Here is a 22,026-nt window from a genome sequence, read left to right as displayed (position 1 = left end):
GCGGAGTGTCAGTCGACATCAATGTTGACTGACACTCCGCCTTCGCGAGCAAGCCCGCTCCCACATTAGATCCCCCGCCGCATTCGGGCAGTTTTTTTTTGCCGGCAAATCTTGATATCGATCAATTGCAGATCAGCACTTTGTCCGTAGCCTTCACTGCATGTTGTGGTTTCAAGCTTATTAAAGTCTATATGTAGTGTCTGGAGGCCAAATGCAGAGCACGCTGATCGCAGTAGGATGTAACCGCTTGCACAAACGCGATGGCAGTCAGGTCGCCTTCGATGCCGACAAGATCCGTCAGGCATTGATCGCCGCCGGCAAGGCGACGGGGGAGTACGGCGAGGTTGAGGTTGAAGGCTTGCTCAACGCGGTATTGGCCAGGCTCGAAGGGTTGCCGAGGCTGCATGTCGAGCAAATCCAGGACCGTGTTGAACGGGTGTTGATGGACGCCGGTTTTTTCCTCGCCATGCGCGCCTACATCGTCTACCGCGAACAGCACGGGCGCTTGCGCCGCGACCGCCGAACCATGGTCGAAGTGGCGACCTCGATGAACGAATACCTGGACCGTGAAGACTGGCGGGTCCAGGCCAACGCCAATCAGGGTTATTCCCTGGGCGGTCTGGTGTTGAACGTGTCGGGCAAGGTCACCGCCAATTACTGGCTGGACGAGGTATACAGCGAGGCCATCGGCCAGGCTCACCGGGAGGCGGATTTGCATGTGCACGACCTCGACATGCTCGCCGGTTACTGCGCCGGCTGGTCGCTGCGCACCCTGTTGCACGAAGGGCTCAACGGTGTGCCCGGGCGTGTCGAAGCCGGTCCGCCGAAGCACTTGAGCAGTGCCCTGGGACAGATGGTGAATTTCCTCGGCACCCTGCAAAACGAATGGGCCGGCGCCCAGGCGTTCAGCTCGTTCGACACCTACCTGGCGCCCTATGTGCGCAAGGATCAGCTGAGTTTTCAGGAGGTGCGCCAGGCGATCCAGGAGTTCATCTACAACCTCAACGTCCCCTCGCGCTGGGGCACCCAGACGCCGTTCACCAACCTGACCTTCGACTGGGTCTGCCCGCAGGATTTGCGGGAGCAGATACCCGTCATCGGCGGTGAGGAAATGCCGTTTGCCTATGGCGACCTGCAAGTTGAAATGGAGCTGCTCAACCGCGCCTACATCGAGGTGATGCAGGCCGGCGATGCGAAAGGGCGGGTGTTCACCTTTCCGATCCCCACCTACAACATCACCCACGACTTTCCGTGGGACAGTGAAAACGCCGATCGCCTGTTCGAGATGACTGCGCGGTACGGCCTGCCGTATTTCCAGAACTTCCTCAATTCGGACCTGCAACCCAATCAGGTGCGCTCGATGTGCTGCCGTTTGCAGCTGGATGTGCGCGAGTTGCTCAAACGTGGCGGTGGCTTGTTCGGCTCGGCGGAACAGACCGGATCGCTCGGCGTCGTCACCATCAACTGCGCGCGGCTGGGCTATGTGTTCAAGGGGGATACCAGCGGTTTGCTGCAGCGCCTGGACACGTTGATGGAACTGGCGATGGAAAGCCTGGAGGTCAAGCGCAAGGTGATCCAGCACCACATGGATGCCGGTTTGTACCCGTACACCAAGCGCTACCTCGGAACCCTGCGTAACCATTTCTCGACCATCGGCCTCAACGGCATGCATGAAATGCTGCGCAATTTCACCGGCGACGAGGAGGGCATGCACACCGAGCACGGCCGGCAGTTTGCCCTGAAGATGCTTGATCATGTGCGTGCCACATTGCTGCGATTCCAGGAAGAAACCGGCCACATGTACAACCTGGAAGCGACGCCCGCCGAGGGCACGACCTACCGCTTCGCCAAGGAAGACCTCAAGCGCTACCCCGACATCCTCCAGGCTGGCAGCGCGCAAGCGCCGTATTACACCAACTCCTCGCAACTGCCGGTGGGCTACACCGAAGACCCCTTCGAGGCCCTGGAACTTCAAGACGAGCTGCAATGCAAATACACCGGCGGCACGGTCTTGCACCTGTACATGGCCGAGCGGATTTCCTCGACCGAGGCCTGCAAGCAACTGGTGCGCAAAGCCCTTGGCCGCTTCCGCCTGCCGTACCTGACCGTGACCCCGACGTTCTCCATTTGCCCGGTGCACGGCTATCTGGATGGCGAGCATGAGTTCTGCCCCAAGTGCGACGAGGTCCTGCTGCTGCAAGAGCAGAAGCTCGGCACCGTTCATTGATTTCGATCCACTCAACTGCAAGGAGCTTCACCATGACTGCATCGCAAACATTGCCCCAGGCTCAACGTCAACGCTGCGAAGTCTGGACCCGGGTAATGGGCTATCACCGCCCTGTGTCGGCGTTCAATCCGGGCAAACAGTCGGAGCACCGCGAGCGCGTGCACTTCACTGAAGGCGCGGCACTGGCCGGGCGCCAATGAGTCGAACGCTTCGGGTCGGGGGCATGGTGCCCCTGACCACTATCGACTATCCGGGACAGCTCGCCTGCGTGCTGTTTTGCCAGGGTTGCGCCTGGCGTTGTCGTTACTGCCATAACCCGCAGTTGATCCCGCCTCGTGGCACAGACGAGATGGATTGGCGGCGGGTGTTGGCGTTTCTGCAACGGCGTCAGGACCTGCTCGATGCGGTGGTGTTCAGCGGTGGTGAGCCGACCTTGCAGGACGGTTTGCTCGGCGCCATGGATGAGGTGCGGGCGATGGGGTTTCGCGTCGGTTTGCACAGCGCCGGGATCAAGCCTGCTGCATTTGCCAAGGCGCTGACCGGGGCCGATTGGGTCGGTTTCGATGTCAAGGCGTTGCCCGAGGATTGCCAGGCGATCACCCGGGTCGAGGGCAGCGGAACCGCCAACTGGCGCAGTCTTGAGCATCTGCTGGCCAGCGGTGTCGACTACGAATGTCGCACCACCGTGCATTGGCATCTGTTCGAGCCGGCGCGACTGCTGATCCTCGCCAAGCGCTTGAGCGAACTCGGCGTCAAGCGCTTCGCCGTGCAGCTGGTTCGCACCGAGCGGATGTTCGATCCGCTGCTGCCGAGTGTTTCGGCACAGGCCTTGCTTCCTGACTTATGGGAAGCCATGCGCGAGTTGTTTCCAGCCTTCGTGTTACGGGGGTAACCAAGGCTGAGGTTTAACGTTTAGCAGGGACATCCACCATTAGGTTTTCAAATGCGCTGCCAATCGGCAGGTATCAAACGGGGAGCATTTGATATGGCCAAATTAACCACAGCACAACGTATCGTCATCGGCTTTGCAATCGCGCCGCTGGCATTGATGGGCATGGCGTTTTACGCGTTGCACGATCTGGCAACGCTCAAGGAGCAGGCGGTCGTCATCGTCAAGCAGGACTGGCCGAAGATCGATCCGATCATGGTCATTGCCACCGGTGTGCGCGATAACGCCAGGAACACCCGGGATTTGTTGATCGATAAAGACAATCAGCAAGTGCAGCAGTCAATCGACACCACCAAGAAACGGATCACCCAGGCACTCGAAACGCTTGAGCCGTTGTTCTATTTGCCAGAGGGCAAAAGCGCTTATGCCGCGCTGAAGAAGAATCGCGAAGCCTACGTGGCGGCGTTCACTCAAGTGCAGGTGTTGATCCGGCAAGGGGCCTTCGATGACGCCATGGCACAGCTGAAGCAAAAGGTTGTGCCGGCCGAACGCGAGGTTTATGGCAGCCTGGATCAGTTGATGGCGCTGCAAGGCAAAATATTCGCCGACCGGGAACAGTCGGCGCAGGCACTGTACAGCGATGCCCGGCGCAATATGCTCGGGTTGTTTTTGTTCTGTGTGGCGCTGGTCATCGCCGCCGCGGTGATCGTCACGCGCAGTGTGACCCGGCCATTGGGTGGCGAGCCGGATGATGCCGCACGGTTTTTGAGTCAGATCGCTCAGGGCGACCTGACGATTCAGGTACCCGTGAGCTCAAGTGCCGGCGGCAGCGTGATGATGAACATGCATCAGATGCAGCAAAGTCTGAATGCCATGGTCAAGCACATCGCGACTTCGGTGGACCAGGTCGCCAGTTCCTCCGAAGAGCTGAGTGCGGTCAGCAGCCAGACCAGCAGCAACCTGCAATTGCAGGGGCTGGAGATCGAGCAGGCAGCCACCGCAGTGAACCAGATGACCGCGGCGGTCGATGAAGTAGCGCGCAATGCGGTGAGCACCTCCGAGGCATCGCGGCAGTCCGAGCAAACCGCGCAGCGCGGGCGTGAACAGGTTCAGGAAACCGTGGTTTCAATCGGCGCACTGGCCGATGGCGTCACCGACACCTCACAGCGCATCGAGCAACTGGCGGGCCGGGTGCAGGACATCAGCAAGGTGCTGGAGGTGATTCGCAGCATCGCCGAGCAGACCAATTTGCTGGCCCTCAACGCGGCCATTGAAGCGGCCCGTGCCGGGGATGCCGGACGCGGTTTTGCCGTGGTCGCCGATGAAGTGCGCGCCTTGGCGCATCGCACTCAAGAGTCCACCCAGGAGATCGAGCAGATGATTGGCAACATCCGTCTTGATACCGGCCATGCAGTGACGGCCATGCAAAGCAGTAGCAACCTGGTTCGAGCCACCCTGGAAGTGGCGCAACGCTCGGGGGATGCATTGGACGAAATCACTCGGTCGATCTCGCAGATCAACGAGCGCAACATGATGATTGCCAGTGCCACTGAAGAGCAGGCATTGGTGGCGCGGGAGGTGGATCGCAATCTGATGGGCATTCGCAACTTGTCCGAGCAGGTCTTGCTGGGTGCCCAACATACTCAAACTGCGGGTCACGATTTGGCGCAGATGGCCGGGGCGCTGCACCAGACAGTGGCGCGTTTTAAGGTCTAGTTGATCCGGTGGGTGGTTGTGTCGGAGGCTCAGTTCCAGCCCCAGAATTGCAACCACCAGCCGAACCCTACCAAGCCGATGGCGAGTAACAGGCAAGTGCTGTCCGCGCAGCGACGGACCCGGGAAATGCCTTCGCGATCCAGCCGTTTCCATCCCAGCAACAGGCTCCAGCCCATCGCGGCCAGTAACAAACAGGCCCTGGCCGGTTGTACCCACTCCAGCAACAGCCCTTCATAGCGCAGCAATTTCACCGTTGTGGCCGACAACCCGAGAAACAATCCCGCACCACCCAAGGGCGTGAGTGTCAGCGCCAGGGGCCAATACAGTGCAGGATCTTGCGCCAGTCGAGCCGTCAGTCGCAGAAGAATCATCAGCGCCGTGCCCAACACCATCGAACTCAAACCCAGATAAACGACGATGCTGAAACCGTCGAGCCAGCTGAAGCTGTCGTTGAGCTGCGGGTAATGGGTGAGCAGCCACCAGGGTGCGTTGTCCTGCAGGGCCCAGAGTTGGTCGTGCTCGATTAGCCATTGGGCGAGGGTTTGTTTGAGGGCGACGAACCATGGGCTGACCGTCCACTGAAACGCGCCCATGGCCAGGCCGATCACGCCGAACAGCAGTAAGCGCGCATCCCACGGTGACAGCGTCTGCGCCGTTGCGTGAAGAACCTCTTGGTTGCTGGAGCGAGCGATCAGCTGAACAGCGCCGCGTTGTCCGCTGCAGCGTCCGCAGGCATGACAGTCACTGGCGCCTTGCATGCGACGGATATCGAGCAAGGGTGCGCAGTTGGGCGGCGGCAGGCGCGGCGCGGTGTTGTCCATCCAGCGTTGTTCGTCGACCTGAAAATGCACGGGAGCCAGGCGAGCGAGCAGGGCGAAGACGCCGCTGACCGGGCACAGGTAACGGCACCAGACGCGTTTGCCCCGGGCGAACAGCAACCCGACGACGACCGCGGCGACGGTCGAGCCACCCAGAATCAACAACGCCGCCTGGGCGTAGTCGTAGACGCTGATCAACTGGCCGTAGAGGGTCGTCAGGCAGAACGCCAGGGTTGGCCAGCCGCCCCAGCGCAACCAGCGCGGCACACCCAAGCCTTTGCCGTAATGGCTGGCCCATTCGCTGAGTGAGCCTTCCGGACAGAGAACGCCACACCAGAGTCGTCCGAACAGCACAATCGACAGCAGCACGAACGGCCACCAGATCCCCCAAAACAAAAACTGCGCGAACAGGGTCAGGTTATCGAGCATCCGTACCTGGCTGTCCGGCAGCGGCAACACCGCCGGTACCACCAACAGCAACGCGTAGAACAGTACAACGGCCCATTGCACGGCACGAATGACACGTGCATGGCGACGCATGCCGTCGCCCAGGCGTTGGAGTAAACGATTGTGGCGACTCAGCTCAGGCATGGGACTTTTTCCGCAGCGCGTTGACGCAGCCAACCGCCGACGGCCAGCCAATAACCGGCTAGCACCAGTAACGTCATGCCGCTGGGCGTCGCGCGATAACCGGCAAAACCGGCAAGGAAACCACCCAATCCATGGCTGTCGCTGAGTAATGCGCTGCTGTCCCAAAGCGCATCGCCAACGAGGCTGTACATCACTTCCGGCAAATCCATGGCAAGTAATTGACCGCCGATTCGCTCGGTGCCGCTGACTAGCAATGCCGCGCCGAGCACCAGCAAAACAGCTTCGCTGATAGCAAAGAATCGCTGCCACGAAATGAACCGGCGACTGCTGTTCAGCAGGGCAATGGTCAGCGCAGACAGCACCAGCCCCATTGCGCCGCCGGTGGCAAACAAACCGAGCTGCGGACCCCGTAACTGAGCGCCAGCGCCATAGAGAAAGACCACCGTTTCACTGCCTTCGCGGCTGATGGCGAGCATGGCCAGGAGTAACAGACCTGCGCCACCTTGCCGGGCCAGGTGGCTATCGGCGTGTCGTTGCAAATCGTGCTTGAGCGTGCGCCCGTGGTGGTGCATCCAGCCGACCATTTGCACGATCAGCAGGCTCGCCACCAGCGCGAGTGCGGCCTGGAACCATTCACTGGCTGAGCCGCTCATGGCCTCACCGGCAAACAGAATCAACACCGCCAGCAGGCCCGAAAGCATCAACCCCAGCACGACGCCTGCCCACAAGTACTTCGCCAGTCGATCTCCCTGAGGCTGTTGGCTGACCCAGGCCTGGAGAATGCCGATCACCAACAGCGCCTCAACGCTTTCGCGCCAGACAATGAACATTGATTGATTCATGAAAACTCCGTGTTTGAACGGGTTATTTCGCGAGGATGCCGCCCTCGGGCAGTTGCGGATTGAATTCGTCGAAGAAGGGGTAGTGGCCGGGCCTGAGGGGGTGAATGACCACGAAGGTTGTCACGCCCGGCGACAGTACTTTTTCAACCCGCAATGGCGTGCTCTCGAATTCGGCTGGGCCTTGACCGATATTTTTCAGGATGACCTTGAAGCGCTGACCGGCCGGAACCTCCAGCAAGGCAGGGGAGAAGTGGCCATCGCGCAGGCTCAGCTCATAGCTGGGTAACTCGGCATAAGCCGTCAACGGCGCAACTGCTCCGGCAAGCAACAGCCAGGCAATCTGCAGGCGCTTCATTCAATAGCCGCCTTTTTTACCGATACCGGCGTAGATGAACTCGTAGTGCAATTCGCAGCGTTCAAACCAGGGGGCTACGCCGGTTTCCTTATCGGTATGGCGGCCAAGGGAACCATGACCGCCGGGCGGCAGGACGGTAAAGGTCAGCTGGTATTTGCCCGGACCGAGCAGCTTTACATTGTCGCCATAGTGCGGGCCGTCATTGGCGACCATGGCGTGGAAATCGCCTTTGAGTTCGTTCTCGCTGCCCTGTTTTTTCAGGTTGAACGAGACATTGAGGTAAGGCACGAAACTGCCTTCCTGAAAGCCCTGTCGATTGTCCGCCGTGGCGCGAATGTCGGCTTCCAGATGCACATCGGAATCCGCGGTGGCCCGCATCATTCCGGCAGGCGCCATCTCGATCGGCTGCAAATAAACCGCCCCGACTTCCAGCCCCGGACACAGTTGGGGTTCCCCGATTGGGTATTCCTTGGCCTGAGCCAACGGTGTGAGCAAGAGCAGGGCGAGTGACAGCGAAAAGGTCGTACGCATGATGTCTTCCTGGGCACTAACGAGTAAGAACCCGAGTGTAGGAAGCTTTCCTGCGAATAATAATGATTGTTATCAAGTTTTCAGCGATTAAGCCTATGACTGGGAGCGCTTTCGAAATCGCTCGGCGCGGTCGACGCAATCGTTCATCTGCGCAGCGGCGTGAATCGTCAGAGGATGCTGGGTGAAACCGGGCCGGGGTGAAATGTAGTCGGCCATTTCGCGGGCGATGGCCAACTGCTGATCCGAACCTTGCGTCAGTAACGCGATGACCAGGTTTTCCAGGGCAATTACGCGGACACGAAGGTGGACCAGTTCTGCATTGGTCAATTCGGGGGGAGAGGAAAATGCTTCAGCATCGAGTGATTTTTCCGCGACTTCATCATCCCAGGTCGACAATCGAACAGGGCTCTGTTCTCCGGCAGGTGTTTTTTTACCAGGCATAAGAAGCATCTCCAGGTGTTTTTATGTGGCTGCCCAAGGGCCGGAAGAACGCTATGACGTAACCGATTTCCCGGCAGAACAAAGCTTAGCCGTACCTTGATCCGTATCAAGGTCACCTTTGCGCGAGGGGTGTAGGTTGGAGGCACATCCTAGCGACAAACCGGGGATCGACATGGCCAAGAATTTTCCCATCAGCCCCAAGCATCCCGAGCGCATTTGCTGGGGCTGCGACAGATACTGTCCAGCCAACTCCCTGGCGTGCGGCAATGGCTCCGACAGGACAATGCATCCAGCCGAAATGATCGGAGACGATTGGTATCTGCATGGCGACTGGGGTATTGATCCGTTGATCGCGGTAAAAGACGTGACGGACGATCCCGGCCTAAAGGGCTGAGCACCCCTTTAAACATAGAAACCACCTGACGGAATTTTTTTTGAAATCAAGGGGTTGCCAGCCTCGGGAAATCAGTACATAATTCACGCCATCGAAAGCACTGACCGCTGAAAAAGCTCTATGTTTTCAAGGAGTTAGATCACGAATCTTGCTCCAAGTTTGTACGCGTTTGGTGTTGTGCTACATGACATCAGATGTTTGAGGCCGAGTAGCAAAATGGTTATGCAGTGGATTGCAAATCCACCTACGCCGGTTCGATTCCGACCTCGGCCTCCACTTTAAACGAGCTCCGTAGATCTATGATTTACGGAGCTTTTTTATTTGCACTGTCCTGCAAGATTTAGTCTTGAAAAGGCCAGTCGCAAACTTGCTTCACCGGAGCGGGATGTATATATTTCCCCCTCTGCTGCACAGGCGTCAGAGCTGCCAGATCGTTATTTGACAGTCTTCAGACTGCTTCACCGCGCTACCGCCCGAATGGCGAAACTGGTAGACGCATGGGACTTAAAATCCCCCGCTCGTAAGGGCGTGCCGGTTCGATTCCGGCTTCGGGCACCAATAGTATGATTTCAGATGTTCCCGTAAACACCTGAAACCTAGAGAAACCGGCCTTGTAGCCGGTTTTTTTGTGTCTGAATATCCCCGTATGTTCCTGTACAGCCCCACGATTTAGGTATAGGTTTAGGTATATATCGGTTCGATATCGAGGCGTATACCTATGGCGCGCACCGTAACCCCCCTTACTGACCCCAAATGCGAGGCCGCCAAACCCCGCGCAAAGGACTACACCCTGTTTGACGGGCAAGGGCTTTTTTTGCTTGTAAGGGCCACCGGCACCAAGGTCTGGCGCTTCAAGTATAAAAAGCCAAGCGGTAAGCCTGGTCTGGCAACGTTCGGCAACTACCCGGCTCTCGGTCTGAAAGCCGCCCGCGCGCGTCGAGCCGATGCACTCGAGTTGCTGGCGCATGGCCAAGACCCCATCGAGAGCGCTAAGCAAGCAAAGATCGAGGCGGCCAATGAGGCGGGGAACACCTTTGAGGCGCTGGCCCTGGAATGGCACGCCAGCATGGCCGGCAAATGGTCGAAGGATCACGCGGTCAGGGTGCTGAAAGAGATTGAGGTTGATCTTTTCCCCATGCTGGGCAAACGCCCCGTATCCGACCTGAAAACCCGCGACCTGCTGGCCTGTCTGAAGACGGTAGAGAAGCGCGGCGCGCTTGATGTGGTTGGGCGACTGCGTCAGCGCATCGCCGGAATCATGCGAATCGCCGTTCAGCGCGATTTCATCGAATACAACCCGGCGCTTGATCTGGTGGGCGGGACTGCCACCCGCAAGACCAAACACCGCCCGGCCTTGCCCCTTGAGCGGTTGCCGGAGTTGTTGCAACGCTGCGAGGCTGACACCGGACGACCGCTTACCTGTCTTGCTGTAAGCCTCGCTCTACTGGTGTTCATTCGTTCTAGTGAGCTGCGCTTTGCCCGCTGGTCTGAGTTCGACTTTACCCGGAGCATGTGGACGATTCCGGGTGAACGGGCACCAATCGAGGGTGTCAAGCGGTCGCACCGAGGAGCCAAGATGGGGACTCCGCATCTTGTCCCGTTGTCACGCCAGACGCTTGAGGTGCTGGAACAGATACGCCGGCTGAGCGGTCGTTTTGAGCTGGTACTGCCAGGAGATCACCACCACTGGCGGCCAATGTCAGAGAACACCGTAAACAAATCACTGCGCCGCATGGGGTACGACACCAAGATAGAGATTTGCGGGCACGGTTTCCGCACTATGGCCTGTTCCGCGTTGGTCGAGTCCGGCCTGTGGTCGCGTGACGCGGTTGAACGGCAAATGAGCCACCAAGAGCGCAACGGCGTGCGCGCGGCCTATATCCACAAGGCTGAGCACCTGGAAGAGCGTCGACTGATGATGACGTGGTGGGCTGACTACCTGGACGCCAACCGGGAAAAGCACATCACGCCCTACGAGTTTGCGCAGCATAAGGTCAGTGTTGGTGAGCCCAGAGCTCTAGGGGCGGTGGGAACATGATAAAACCTGACATGCTGCCGATCATTGAAGCGCACCTTACGCAATGGGATTGCGGGGAAAGTGAGTACACGCGGGACTTTCTGGCCGGGGTCATCCTTCGTGCTGAGATTGAACGAGCGCCAATTGATATTGACCTCGCATTTGAGTTGCCTTGTCAGGAGCTGGCCGGGCGAGCTCTTGACTGCTTGGTAAAGACCACCGGGTACAGTCCTGACTGGTTCGAATCATTGAGCGATTGCCAACACATGAAGTTTTCCAGCTTCGGCTTTCATTTGCCCAAATATGTCTGCTCGCTGCTGGATGTCCGATCATCTTGTCTATTGGTGCTAGGCCATATCGAAGAAGCGCGACAGTTTGATCCAGACAGCCATGCCGAGTGCGCTGTTGAGGAGGTTCGAGAGCTGATCAATCGGTTGGAGTCACTTGAAATGGCAGTAGCGGAGCGCCATTTTTTGCAAAAGGACCTGCACTCCACCGTTGAAGCTGAGCAGGCAGTCAGGTCTGAGATTGCCCAAAAGTACAGGCAGAAGATGGAGACGGCCCGCGCCGGACGAACCGCCCTTCACGATTGGGCGGCAGTCGCCAAGCTGGAAGCGGAGTTGTTGGCTACCGGCAAGTCGCGGCGCGAGTTCGCAAATATCATCGAGCGGCGTTTAAAAATCCCGAAATCAACCTATCGAGAGTGGCGGCGTAAACAAACGACGGGGTAATTATTTGGCCGTTGTTTCGATAACTATCTTGTGAGCGTCACCCATACGGAGGCGCTCAAATGCACCCTGCAACGACTCCCGCAAAAGCTCTAATCCGCCAGCCAGCGCTGTGCCGCTGGTTGGACCTATCCCGCTCGGGCTTGGACAAGCTCCGCAAGAAAGACCCGACCTTCCCGAAGCCGATCAAAGACGGCGACACCCGCCAGGCTGCTGCGTATTACGTCGTGGCTGAGGTGGAGGCATGGCTGCGCGCCAAGATCGAAGCGAGGGACGCAGCATGAAAATGGCCGCCTTTGCGAAGAAAAATGGCCTCGAACTGATGCAGGCTCAGTCAAACCGAAATGCGCGCTCGAGTGCCCGGTTGGTAAACCGTCGCGCAGCTGTCTTCAAATCTCCATTCGGAGCACCGCCCTTGAAGCACGATGCTACGTGCAACTCGTCCGCACTCCACAGTCGCGCCACTGACTTGCGCTGCAACGAGTACGCCGTCGGCCTGCTGCCCCACTTGGTCCTGATCTCTCTGTGCTGGTTTTGCGAGGTACAACTATGATGCCCGCCGACAAGCTGTTGTCGCGTCTAAATAAGGTGCACCCCCTTAAACCAAGCCAGTGGGTCGCCTGTTGCCCGGCTCATGATGACCGCAATCCGAGCCTGAAGATCACGGAAACGGGAGACGGCACTCTATTGTTGAAATGCTGGGCTGGCTGTTCGGCGGCGCAAATTGTCACGGCTATTGGCCTGGAGATGCGCGACCTGTTTCCTGATGGCGGCCAGCGCTCCTCCCGACAAGGGCCCAGTCGTGCGGCAGTTGAGCACGAGCGTTACATCGTCGCGATTGGCCTGTCCCTGCAATCTCGAGGCGAGAAGCTGCCGAAGTCAGATCTAGACCGCTTGGAGTTGGCACGTCGCCGTCTGGCTCAACGGGAGGAGCGTGTATGAATGCAAAGGCACAAGACCGTTATGGCGACCAGTGGGCCGAGGTTGACCAGCGTCTGCACAGCACAACGCCGTTCCGGTTCGTCGCCGCCTGCGACATGCCGGTGAAGCCTGTCGCGTGGCTAGTTCGCGGATACATCGAGGAGGATGCGCTTGCTGTAGTGTACGGCCCTCCCGGCAAGGGCAAATCCTTCTTGGCCCTGGATTTGTCGTGCTGCATCGCTATGGGTATCCCGTTCCACGGGCATGATGTGAAGCGGGGAACAGTGTTCTACATTGCGGGCGAAGGCCACAACGGGCTGGCGCGACGTTTGCGAGCATGGGCACAGCACAATGGCACCGACATGCCGGCACTGTTATTCGTGTCCGATGCCCCCACCGACCTATCCAGCGCTACCAACGTGGCGAAGGTAGCCGAGTCGGTTCAGCAACTCGCAGACGCAACCGGCGAAGCCCCGGTTCTGATCGTTATCGACACGATGGCCCGCAACTTCGGCGGCGACGAAAACAGCGCAACGGAAGTTGGGCTGTTTGTGCGCAATGCCGACGCGCTACGTCGACACTGGAAGGCTACTGTGCTGATTGTCCACCATAGCGGTAAGGATGGGGAAAAGGGCGCGCGAGGGTCTTCCGCACTGAAGGGGGCCGCTGATGCCGAGTACGAAGTAAGTCGGAGCGACGTAGACAAACTGATCCGACTGACTCCGCGCAAGATGAAGGACGCAGAAGAGCCGCTGCCGCTCGCCTTCGAGCTAGTGGGGGTGCCGGTGTACGACGATAGCGGAAGTTTGGTTGGCGGCGCGGCGTTGAAGTTGACTGAGTACACCGCACCAGCTCCTGCGACGAGGCCGCAGGGGAAGAACCAGCAGAAGGCTCTGGACGTCCTGAACGAGATGTGGGGGGAGGTCACCACCCGGCTTGCCAAGCAGGGCCGAGAAGATCATCCGATCAACATCCTGTTCGATGACTGGAAGGTGCGCTGCGAGGTTGCCGGGCTGGAGCGCAACCGCGCCAAGGAGGCGTGTGAAGGCTTGCAGAAACGTGGAATAGTTGAGCGGGACGGACCCCATGTCCTGGTAACTGAGTCTGTCCGAAGAAAACGAAACCCTTAGGGACTTCGGACTATTCGGACGCCTACAAACCTTTGCCTTTCGGGCATATCGGACAGTAATCGGAGGTGTATCGAAGGGGAGTCGGACAGGTCGATGAATTACACGACCTCGAGGAATTTTGACTATGACCACCTTGGACTATTTGCGTCGGGACCTCCTAAAGGTAGAAGCCAATGGCGAAAACGTGCGTTGGCGCCCCGTCGAGCACATCTGCTCTGCCAGAAGCGGCCAATGGATAAACTGTCTAGCATGTCGGCAGCGTTGTTTTATTTACCGCATACACTCATCTAACAATTTGGCCTTGCCATCCGCATCGTGTTTCTTCTCGAATAATGTCGTGTCCGCCGTGACCACCGTCAGGAAAATACGGGGACTTTTTATTTTTTATTCAGATCAATAAGAGATATTTCATATTTTTTCTCCATATGCCTTATGACTTTTATCAGTGCCTTGTAAATATATAGATGATTCGCGCCAAACTTATACTTCCCAAGGATCAGGTTATCTGTAGTAAGGTGATCTGGAATATGTCGCTCCTTTTTCTCTAATAGTGGGGATGAAAAAGTAACTGGGTATCTGAAAAATCTACCTTCGCCGTCCCATACACCCCATGAACTATAATTTTGAATATTGCCGTTGTAGCACTCGGAAGCGATTATCTCTTCCATTTCTATAAGTAAATCGCGAAATGGTTCAACTTCACGAGAAATGTTCCTTATGGTTTTTATTTCGCTTAAATACTTTTGGAAAGTGTCCCAGATGTATAAGTACTCGCTACTAGAAAGCTCTGAGGTAACATCTGTTTTGGCGGCATTAATTAATCGTTTTACCGTTATCTCGTCAATTTCCTCATCGTGATAGCTTGTTATGGATTTGTATGCCTCTATCTCATCTTCGCAGAGATCAAAAGTATCACTCCATGAGGAGTTGTCGTCATGATTGCAGTAACCCTGTATTTCCCTTGCTATATCGTCCGGAATGCCATCGAAAAGATGTATATATTTATTGTACGCTTCTATTTCTGTTCTTATCTCCATCTCTTGGTCGTGTGTTGAATAGCCATTATCAATATCGTAATACCAGTAAACGTATTCATGTATCTTTTTTAGTATTTCGTCTGGTGGCATCGTGTAAGTCTCCATTGAGGAAAAGCTACAGTTGAGCGGCATGCAGCGTTTATTGCGGATGTAGTTGCATTGAGAAAGTGATAAGCTCACGTTGCTTGATTAGTATAGACGACAAATCTAACAGTGCACGTAGATATGAACTTTCTTGACTGCTTCTGGCCGATTACTGCCTGTCACGAAGGGCAGCCACCGCCCCATAGTTGTCCTTCGCAGAGGGCAGTTCACGACCAGAAGCAGGCACTGGTGATTAACAGTTAGCGCCCCCCCCCCAATGGTCCCAACTGCTGACAAGCGACCGTAAGCGCAGCTTTGGGACGTTCAGTTCCTCTAGAGCGGCGTCGAGCCTATTACTGACGGTGGCTAAGAAGATGGTTATTCCAGGACAGTTCAGCAGACCTGTGCTGGCTTAATCGAAACTTCCCTAGTACACCTCAGCCAGATTAAAATTACATATACCGCCTTTTGCCTGCCTTACCTATATCTAGCGACACCACGTCGTTGAAGGCCAATTCTAAAGCGACACTGCTACCTTGCTGATCGATTAAATATGAATAGGGATTCAAGCCAATTCGAAAGATCTCTTGATGATGAAAAAACACCCTTCGTGGTCACGACTTTTTATTGACATCAATATGATATCATATGTATGTTGAACCGCCGACCAACCGACGAATGGTGTTTCGTGAACACAGAGCATAAGTTAAAGAGCTTGACTGAACTGGAAGTCCAGATCGGAAGGCGCATTGCAGAGTTTAATGAAAAACGCGCTAAAAACCAAAAGAGCAACCAGTTGTATTCACTAGGTCAGATACTCCTGAGCTCTCTGACTACTCTGCTGATAGCCGTCAATACTAAAACATCCATTTTCTCTATCACTGTAGCCACTCTGATAACTAGCTCGTTGGCTAGTCTGGCCGGCCAGCTTCTGAGCAAATATATGTATGAGGAAAGGATGGCTATGAATATTGCTACAGTTTGCGCTCTGTACGAACTAAGTCACACAATTACCATGGATAAAAAGAAGGAAGAAGATGATGAAGAAAATCATAAAATAACACTTGATAAAGTCGAGTCATATCAAGATCGATACCAGCGGATTTTGAACGCAGCGAATGGACAGTGGCAAAAGCACATACAGAAAAGAAAAAGCAAAAGTAAATGAAAAAATTTTCTAAAGTACTTACGCTAAACAAACTGCATATTATCGATAATGTTATTGGCTCTGTCGGTAATGGCAGCCCGCAGGCTGACTATTTCAATATTGGCTCCCCCATTGGGAATCCGCCTCTTCTCAGGGGATCAATTGTTATAGATATGAATATGCTGTTCTTAACTGATAATCGTCAGTATTTCAAGGCGGGTAGTCCTGTTGATACAGGGAGTCTTAAGTTCGGGTTTCTTAAGCCAAATTTTGACAGGGACCTCTTCCTGCAAATGGTAAGTTGCGATTATGAGAAGTTTCACGCGCTGACAGTAGATCTATTCAGCCTGCCCAGCCCATCACTGGAAAAACTAAATTCTCACAGAGCCTGTAACTCTTTAAAACCTGTCATTGAAAAATATTTTTCTACTGCCGTAATAGATTTCATGTACAGCGAAACAAATCCTCATGCTTGGCTCTTTGAGTTCTGCCTAGATGGCGGCTACGCACTTACAGAAAAGCATATAAAGAAAATGTTTATACCTAATACATACATGTTCAACTCCACAATTAGAAAGCTAAGCAGTATACTGAAGGGTAAGATCGTTACGTATAATCCAAAATATGGAATAGAGGGGCGCGAGACTTGATGCCAAGATTTTATGTGGTTGGTGCCTACGAAGATTTCAAGCTTAATATTTTTCCTTCACATATATCTCCTATTGTTGCGGAGCGCCATATGGGGCAGTATCGCCGATGGGCGTATAAAATTGAGGCGCCCTATAAAATTATACCTACCCACGCAGTAGGGAGATTTTATAGTACGCCTCAGGAAATGTTTCCCTATATGACCTATAGCCTCATTTCGCCAGTTTTGCTAAGGCAGGATTCCCAAATAGTCGCGATTTCGAAAGATAAGTTACTTGTTGAGAGTAGCAGCTTTAAGCTATGTCGAAAGATATTTGTCGAGGCCGTAAAAAACATTAAAGAACCGGGGTTTTTATATCGATCTCTTCTGTCAATGAAAAATTCTTTTAATTAAGCTCGGGTTGGTTTTGGCTTGTGTGTAGCATGTTTTCGCAACTGACTGTTGGGTTTTCAGCAACAAGCAAAAGTAACCAGGAACGGGTAGGGGGTTCGAGGTGAAATCTGGGGTTTAGCAACAGAAAGTCATCCCCCTCTCCAAGCCTTGCAAGTAATAGACAGGCTTGTTGATGGGCAATCCACACATATCGATGTAGCCACTCGCATATTTAACAGGTGTTCTGATAATGGTGTGAAATATTATATCGGTAAAGCGCTAAACTTTTGCTCAAGCGTCCGCTTTTGGCCGATTCTGTTGAAAAAGTCGGCCATGGTTTGCGCATCAGAAAAGTACGCATCCGAGATTGAAATCTTTACTTTTGGCAGAGACATCTGGACTCGGATTCCACGTAGCAGCGTGCAAAATAGGCGTTTTCACCAGTCAATGATCAGGCAGTTTGGGCAGACCGACTTTTTCAACAGAATCGGCCGGTTGCTGCCTGTCGCGATGAGCGGTAAACGACCCAGTGCGGCCGGTGACGACAGGCAGAAATCGGCAAAAAACAGATGTCGGCGCGTATTTCGTTGATGTGTTTTATATGGTTTCAGGCATTGCGCAAACCGGACTCATCGAGGCCGGCTGCCGACTTCAGCATCTTCAAAATCACCAAGGCAAATGCCCGGCTCTTAGTCTCGTTATCCAGCACTTCCAGCGACAGTTTCTCGTGGTCGGTCATGGCATCCAGCACGGTGTCCAGAACACGCTTGGGGAACAAGCCGTGCATTACTTGATCCACCGAGTGGTTGTTTACCTGAGCCATCACATCTTCCTGGCGGCTGATGCGCTGGGCGATGCCGGTAAGGAACTGCAGCTGGTCGTCATCGCTCACCTCGGCACCGAAGATATCGTTCAGAGCCTCGATGATTTCCGACAATCGCTTTTTCTCCGGGTCATGGGGCTTCCCGCTGCCCACGTCACTGCCAGGTTTGAGGGTGTATTCGCCTGTTTCCTCGTTCAGGCGTAGCTGGTGCTCGGCGCGCTTGCTCAAGCGGTAGTGACTCAGCTGCAGCTCGCCCACGTCCACGTCGTCTTGTTGCAGGCGATCCACGCGCAGCAGGGGGTGCAGGTGCTTGGCGTACACGCAGAGCTGCTCCAGTTCGCGGTCTTCATAGGGCACGATCTGCGAGAGGAACTCATACAGGCGCACAAAGCTCTGCAGATTCTTGCGGAACAGGTCGAGCTGATCGATCTGCTCACCGGCCTCTTTCAACGCATGCTCGGCTTTTTTCAGGCCGCTAGTGTCGCCGTTAGCTTCGGCTGTGCGCTTGAAGTCCAGCGCCTGTTGGCGCGACTCCACCGAGAAGGCGTAGCGCTTGGCAAAGCGCTCCTTTGCCGGAGTGCAGTAGTAGCTGAGCTTGCTAGCAGCCGCCTTGGGGTCGAAGAAGGCTATGGCGAATGCCTCGACCTCCTGCCACTGATAGATTCCCTCTGCATCCAACTTCTTTTGCAGGTCATAAATGATCTGCGGGTCGGTTACATCGGTCAGCTCGGCTTTGGTGTAGTACGGCAGGAAGGCGTCAAGAATGTCCTGCGGCTCGTTGAAGAAGTCGAGAATGAAGGTTTCCTTGCTGTCACCGAAAGTGCGGTTCAGCCTCGACAGGGTTTGCACGCAGTCCACGCCTTGCAGCTTCTTGTCCACGTACATGGCACACAGCTTGGGCTGATCGAAGCCAGTCTGATACTTGTTGGCCGCGATCATCACGTTGAAGTCTTGGGTGTCGAATGCCACTGCTAGGTCGCGGCCATTCAAGCCGGGGTTGAGCAGGCTGCTGCTTTCCGTCACCTCTTCGGGGATCACCTCATCCGATAGCACGCTGCCGGAGAACGCCACCAACGGGTGCACATCGTTGTAACCCATCTGCTGTACATAGGCTCTCACCGCCAACTGGTAACGCACTGCTTCCTGTCGGCTGCTCGTCACCACCATAGCCTTTGCCTGGCCATTAAGCAGATTACGGATATTGGCACGGAAGTGCTCGACGACCACCTCAACCTTTTGACTGATGTTGTATGGATGCAAACGCACCCAGCGCGCTAGCTTGATGCGCGCCTTCTTGCTGTCCACCTCGTCGTCTTCGCCATCCGGGTGGGCGATCTTCCAGGCGGTACTGTAGGTGGTGTAGTTGCGCAGCACGTCGAGGATGAAACCCTCCTCGATAGCCTGGCGCATGGAATACAGATGAAAAGCCTCCGGCTTGTTGCTGGAACTGGCCGGCAGCGTGGAGTCGGCCGGGCGACCGAACAGCTCCAAGGTCTTGGCCTTGGGCGTGGCGGTGAAGGCGTAGTAACTGATGCGCTCATTCGGTTGGCGCGCCTGTACGGCTGCGTCCAACAACTCTTCGGCGCTGACTTCCTCGGCGTCCAGCGCATCGCTGCCCAGAATCTGTTTCAGCTTGCTGGCCGACGAGCCAGTCTGCGAGGAGTGCGCCTCGTCGGCAATCACTGCATAACGCCCACTAGCCAGCTTCGGGTACTTGTCTAGGGCATCGAACAGAGCAGGAAAAGTCTGGATGGTGACGATGATGATGCGCGTCTGCTCAGCCAGCGCCTCAGCCAGTTGTTCGGACTTGCTCTGGTTACCGACATCACGACTGATCGGTTTGACCACGCCTTGGGCGTGCTCGAACTGGTAGATGGTGTTCTGCAACTGACTATCCAGCACCGTGCGGTCGGTGACCACGATCACCGAGTTGAACAGGCGCTGGCCGGCGGCGTCATACAGCGAGGCCAGTTGATGCGCCGTCCAGGCGATGGAGTTGGACTTGCCCGAGCCAGCGCTGTGCTGGATTAAATAGCGCTTGCCTGGGCCTTCGGCGCGAGTGGTGTTAACCAACTTGTTGACCACTTCCCATTGGTGGTAACGGGGGAAGATGATCGTTTCCTTGGTAACCAGCGTGCCGTCGAAGCCTTCGCTGGTTTTTTTGTCCAAATGTAGAAAGCGCCCCAGCACCTTGAGCCAGGCATCTGGCTGCAAGAGCCGTTGCCACAGGTAGCCGGTGGCGTACTGGCTATCGTCGGCAGGCATTGGATTGCCGGCACCGCCTTCCTCACTACCGAGGTTAAAGGGCAGGAAAAAGGTGTCCTTGCCCGCCAGTTTGGTGGTCATTGCCACCTCATTCTGCCCTACGGCAAAATGCACCAGCGCGCCACGCTTGAAGGTCAGCAACGGCTCGGGCTTGCGCGTCAGCGGGTCTTTTACCGGGCGGTCGTAACGGTACTGGCGCTTGGCGTTTTCCACCGACTGCTTGAACTCGCTTTTCAGTTCCAGCGTGGCAGTGGGGATGCCGTTGACGAACAGCACCAGGTCCAGCCGTGGGTTGTAGCTTTGCCCGCTGCTGCCAGCCTCACGCGCATGCGGCGAATAGGACACCTCAGGCACCACCCGCAAGCGGTTGCACTGGTAGCGCTTGAGGGTGTCCGGGTTCATGCCGTGGTCGGGCTGAAAGCTGCACAGTTCCACTTTTACCGCCGGCAGCTTGAAGCCGTGGCGCAGCACATCCAGAGTGCCGCTCTGTTCCAGCTCGCGCACCAGTTTCTGCACCAGCACGTTTTCCGGGTTGTTCGGATTGGCCTTGGCGAACTTGTCCCAGCGCTCCGGCCAGGCATCCTTGAAGTAACCCAGCAGGTCTTCGGTGTACAGCGCCGTGCGACGGTCATAGCCACTGGCAGGGCCAGTCAGCCAGCCTTGGGCGACCATTGCGTTGAGGATGTCCTGCTGGAACTGCGCTTCCTTGCTGTCAGCCATATACGGCCTCTTGTTCTAGGGCGGGGGCTTGCGCGCTGGCCGCTGGCTGCCAGCCGCGCACATCGATTTTGCCGGTAACGGCGGCGGAGATTAAGGCGGAGCGGCGTTCTTGGAGTAACTGTATCGACTCTAAAGACTGCGAAAGTAACGCATCAAACCGTGCATTCGCTTCATCGACATATACACAGATCGAATCTTGCTCGCTTGTGGAAGGGAGTAAGACCGGAAGATTCTCAAATCCCTGCTGATTCACATACACCAATGTGGCCGAAGTACCAATTAGCTCAAAATACTCCCTCGACAGAGAGACAATGCTCCTTAGATACTCCGCCCTAATTTTTCTAGGCACAAAAGCCTGGAGTTGCTGGTTTATCACCACATCAACAGAGTTAATTGCAACTATTCCAAAGCGCCCAACACAGCTAGCAATGACAGCCCCTTTCTTTAGCACCTTAGAGCCCGCCTCTTCAGCTGCCAGCTGTGTGACTTTATGATTTGTCGCTGAGATGTATCCGCCGTTCATGTCCTCCATCGTTACCCACGCAACACCGTCGCTGTCATTGAGCTCGGGCTTGTTTCGTTGAGGTACAAATATGTCAGCTACAAGTTTCGCCCTGCTTACCACCCAATGTGCCGGCACCTCGCCCAGCCACTCCACCCCGGAGTCTTTCATCGGCACCGTCGGGTCGAGGCCTTTGGTGACGGCGTGGGAGATCACGGCCTGACGCTTTTCCTTGAGCAGGTCGATTAGGCGCTTCTGCTCTTCGATTAGCGCGTCGATGCGGGCGGTTTCGTGGTCGAGAAATGCACTGATCGCAAACTGCTCGACATTAGTGGGAAAGACAAAGCTGAACGCATTCAAATCCGACAAATTAAGGACACGCTGCGCGGTACCTCTGCACACCAAATCAATAAAATGGGTAAATGCGCGGGACTGGAAAATCCAACATAGATATCGAGGGAGAGTATTGCTATCGAGCTGGATTCGAGCAATGGCTCGAGATAAATTCACACCGACGAGCTTTGGGCCAATCTCAAATGCCTTTCCTATTGTTCCGACCAGCGACAGTACAATGTCACCCTCCCTGACAATAGTGCGCGAATATTGAGAAGAGAGTTCTGTACTTATGGTTACAAGGCCTGAAGTATCAATGAATTCATGCTCCATGTCCGTAATTCGCAACATTGGAACGCCATCAGGATCGAAATCAGGCACCAAAACTCCATAGCATGGAGGCTCTCGAAAAAAGTAACCCAACTTCGAAACAACCCAGTCGGTTGGTACCTCTCCCAACCACTCAACCCTCGAGTCCTTGTACGTGGGATACG

General features: G+C 55.5%; 19 protein-coding genes, 2 tRNA genes and 2 pseudogenes. 15 read left to right on the top strand and 8 right to left on the bottom strand.

The annotated features are described in order from the left end of the window. Positions 1-211: 211 nt before the first annotated feature. The 5 genes and pseudogenes from KW848_RS29550 to KW848_RS32580 form a co-directional block, all read left to right on the top strand. On the top strand, positions 212-2,227 hold the full coding sequence (locus KW848_RS29550) for a ribonucleoside triphosphate reductase (protein ID WP_134102506.1): 2,016 nt from the start codon (positions 212-214) through the stop codon (positions 2,225-2,227). 32 nt (positions 2,228-2,259) lie between these two features. Beyond that, positions 2,260-2,427: an anaerobic ribonucleoside-triphosphate reductase gene (nrdD, locus tag KW848_RS29545; protein ID WP_008153595.1), complete on the top strand. Its 168-nt coding sequence runs from the start codon at positions 2,260-2,262 to the stop codon at positions 2,425-2,427. Next, positions 2,424-3,119: an anaerobic ribonucleoside-triphosphate reductase activating protein gene (locus KW848_RS29540; protein ID WP_192408299.1), complete on the top strand. Its 696-nt coding sequence runs from the start codon at positions 2,424-2,426 to the stop codon at positions 3,117-3,119. Before nrdD ends, KW848_RS29540 begins: the two co-directional genes overlap by 4 nt. Before the next feature lie 51 nt (positions 3,120-3,170). Beyond that, positions 3,171-3,740, top strand: a pseudogene (locus KW848_RS32585) (MCP four helix bundle domain-containing protein); the annotation flags it as partial. Between the two features lie 336 nt (positions 3,741-4,076). Continuing rightward, positions 4,077-4,832, top strand: a pseudogene (locus KW848_RS32580) (methyl-accepting chemotaxis protein); the annotation flags it as partial. Positions 4,833-4,861: 29 nt separating this feature from the next. On the opposite strand, the gene KW848_RS29530 reads toward KW848_RS32580, so the two are convergent. The 5 genes from KW848_RS29530 to KW848_RS29510 all read right to left on the bottom strand — a co-directional run bounded on the left by KW848_RS29530 (position 4,862) and on the right by KW848_RS29510 (position 8,410). Further along, positions 4,862-6,241 carry a 4Fe-4S binding protein gene (locus tag KW848_RS29530; RefSeq protein WP_218538925.1) on the bottom strand — a complete coding sequence of 460 codons (1,380 nt, stop codon included), beginning with the start codon at positions 6,239-6,241 and terminating at the stop codon, positions 4,862-4,864. Next, positions 6,229-7,083, bottom strand: coding sequence for an FTR1 family protein (locus KW848_RS29525; protein ID WP_218538924.1), 855 nt, complete (start codon positions 7,081-7,083; stop codon positions 6,229-6,231). The genes KW848_RS29530 and KW848_RS29525 overlap by 13 nt, the downstream gene beginning before the upstream one ends. A gap of 22 nt (positions 7,084-7,105) precedes the next feature. Further along, positions 7,106-7,438, bottom strand: coding sequence for a cupredoxin domain-containing protein (locus KW848_RS29520; protein WP_218538923.1), 333 nt, complete (start codon positions 7,436-7,438; stop codon positions 7,106-7,108). Further along, entirely contained in the window at positions 7,439-7,969 is a 531-nt protein-coding gene (locus KW848_RS29515) for an iron transporter (protein WP_074877111.1), read from the bottom strand. It abuts the gene before it with no gap. Between the two features lie 93 nt (positions 7,970-8,062). Then, a complete protein-coding gene (locus KW848_RS29510; protein ID WP_218538922.1) occupies positions 8,063-8,410 on the bottom strand; it encodes a hypothetical protein in 348 nt (115 codons plus the stop codon). A 172-nt stretch (positions 8,411-8,582) separates the two neighbouring features. On the opposite strand from KW848_RS29510, the gene KW848_RS29505 reads away from it, so the two are divergent. The 8 genes from KW848_RS29505 (at position 8,583) to KW848_RS29470 (ending at position 13,600) form a co-directional block, all read left to right on the top strand. Next, positions 8,583-8,804, top strand: coding sequence for a DUF3079 domain-containing protein (locus tag KW848_RS29505; RefSeq protein ID WP_140678200.1), 222 nt, complete (start codon positions 8,583-8,585; stop codon positions 8,802-8,804). A gap of 202 nt (positions 8,805-9,006) precedes the next feature. After that, positions 9,007-9,080: transfer RNA gene (locus tag KW848_RS29500), tRNA-Cys, on the top strand. A 195-nt stretch (positions 9,081-9,275) separates the two neighbouring features. After that, a tRNA-Leu gene (locus KW848_RS29495) sits at positions 9,276-9,362 on the top strand. Between the two features lie 160 nt (positions 9,363-9,522). Continuing rightward, positions 9,523-10,842, top strand: a complete 1,320-nt coding sequence (locus KW848_RS29490) for an integrase arm-type DNA-binding domain-containing protein (protein ID WP_218538921.1) — start codon at positions 9,523-9,525, stop codon at positions 10,840-10,842. Then, positions 10,839-11,552, top strand: coding sequence for a hypothetical protein (locus KW848_RS29485; protein ID WP_218538920.1), 714 nt, complete (start codon positions 10,839-10,841; stop codon positions 11,550-11,552). The genes KW848_RS29490 and KW848_RS29485 overlap by 4 nt, the downstream gene beginning before the upstream one ends. A gap of 59 nt (positions 11,553-11,611) precedes the next feature. Further along, positions 11,612-11,833, top strand: coding sequence for an AlpA family transcriptional regulator (locus KW848_RS29480; protein ID WP_218538919.1), 222 nt, complete (start codon positions 11,612-11,614; stop codon positions 11,831-11,833). Positions 11,834-12,098: 265 nt separating this feature from the next. Next, positions 12,099-12,491, top strand: coding sequence for a virulence-associated protein E (locus KW848_RS29475; RefSeq protein WP_218538918.1), 393 nt, complete (start codon positions 12,099-12,101; stop codon positions 12,489-12,491). Continuing rightward, on the top strand, positions 12,488-13,600 hold the full coding sequence (locus KW848_RS29470) for a helicase RepA family protein (protein ID WP_218538917.1): 1,113 nt from the start codon (positions 12,488-12,490) through the stop codon (positions 13,598-13,600). Before KW848_RS29475 ends, KW848_RS29470 begins: the two co-directional genes overlap by 4 nt. A 377-nt stretch (positions 13,601-13,977) precedes the next feature. On the opposite strand, the gene KW848_RS29465 is transcribed toward KW848_RS29470, so the two are convergent. Further along, on the bottom strand, positions 13,978-14,727 hold the full coding sequence (locus KW848_RS29465) for a hypothetical protein (protein ID WP_218538916.1): 750 nt from the start codon (positions 14,725-14,727) through the stop codon (positions 13,978-13,980). A gap of 709 nt (positions 14,728-15,436) precedes the next feature. Here KW848_RS29465 and KW848_RS29460 point away from each other — a divergent pair. Together KW848_RS29460 and KW848_RS29455 are read left to right on the top strand one after the other, a co-directional pair. After that, positions 15,437-15,889 (top strand): hypothetical protein, encoded by a 453-nt coding sequence (locus tag KW848_RS29460; protein WP_218538915.1) that lies wholly within the window; start codon positions 15,437-15,439, stop codon positions 15,887-15,889. After that, complete coding sequence (locus KW848_RS29455) at positions 15,886-16,518, top strand: hypothetical protein (RefSeq protein ID WP_218538914.1); 633 nt, start codon at positions 15,886-15,888, stop codon at positions 16,516-16,518. Before KW848_RS29460 ends, KW848_RS29455 begins: the two co-directional genes overlap by 4 nt. A 978-nt stretch (positions 16,519-17,496) precedes the next feature. Here the strand turns inward: KW848_RS29455 and KW848_RS29450 are convergent. Both KW848_RS29450 and KW848_RS29445 read right to left on the bottom strand, forming a co-directional pair. Further along, entirely contained in the window at positions 17,497-20,697 is a 3,201-nt protein-coding gene (locus tag KW848_RS29450) for a type I restriction endonuclease subunit R (RefSeq protein ID WP_218538913.1), read from the bottom strand. Further along, the gene (locus KW848_RS29445; RefSeq protein WP_218538912.1) at positions 20,690-21,913 is read right to left on the bottom strand and encodes a restriction endonuclease subunit S; all 1,224 of its coding nucleotides are present in this window, start codon (positions 21,911-21,913) and stop codon (positions 20,690-20,692) included. The genes KW848_RS29450 and KW848_RS29445 overlap by 8 nt, the downstream gene beginning before the upstream one ends. Positions 21,914-22,026: the final 113 nt, after the last annotated feature.

This window comes from Pseudomonas sp. PDM25 (assembly GCF_019219045.1).
Taxonomy (GTDB): domain Bacteria; phylum Pseudomonadota; class Gammaproteobacteria; order Pseudomonadales; family Pseudomonadaceae; genus Aquipseudomonas.
This window is presented reverse-complemented; position numbering and strand designations above follow the sequence as displayed.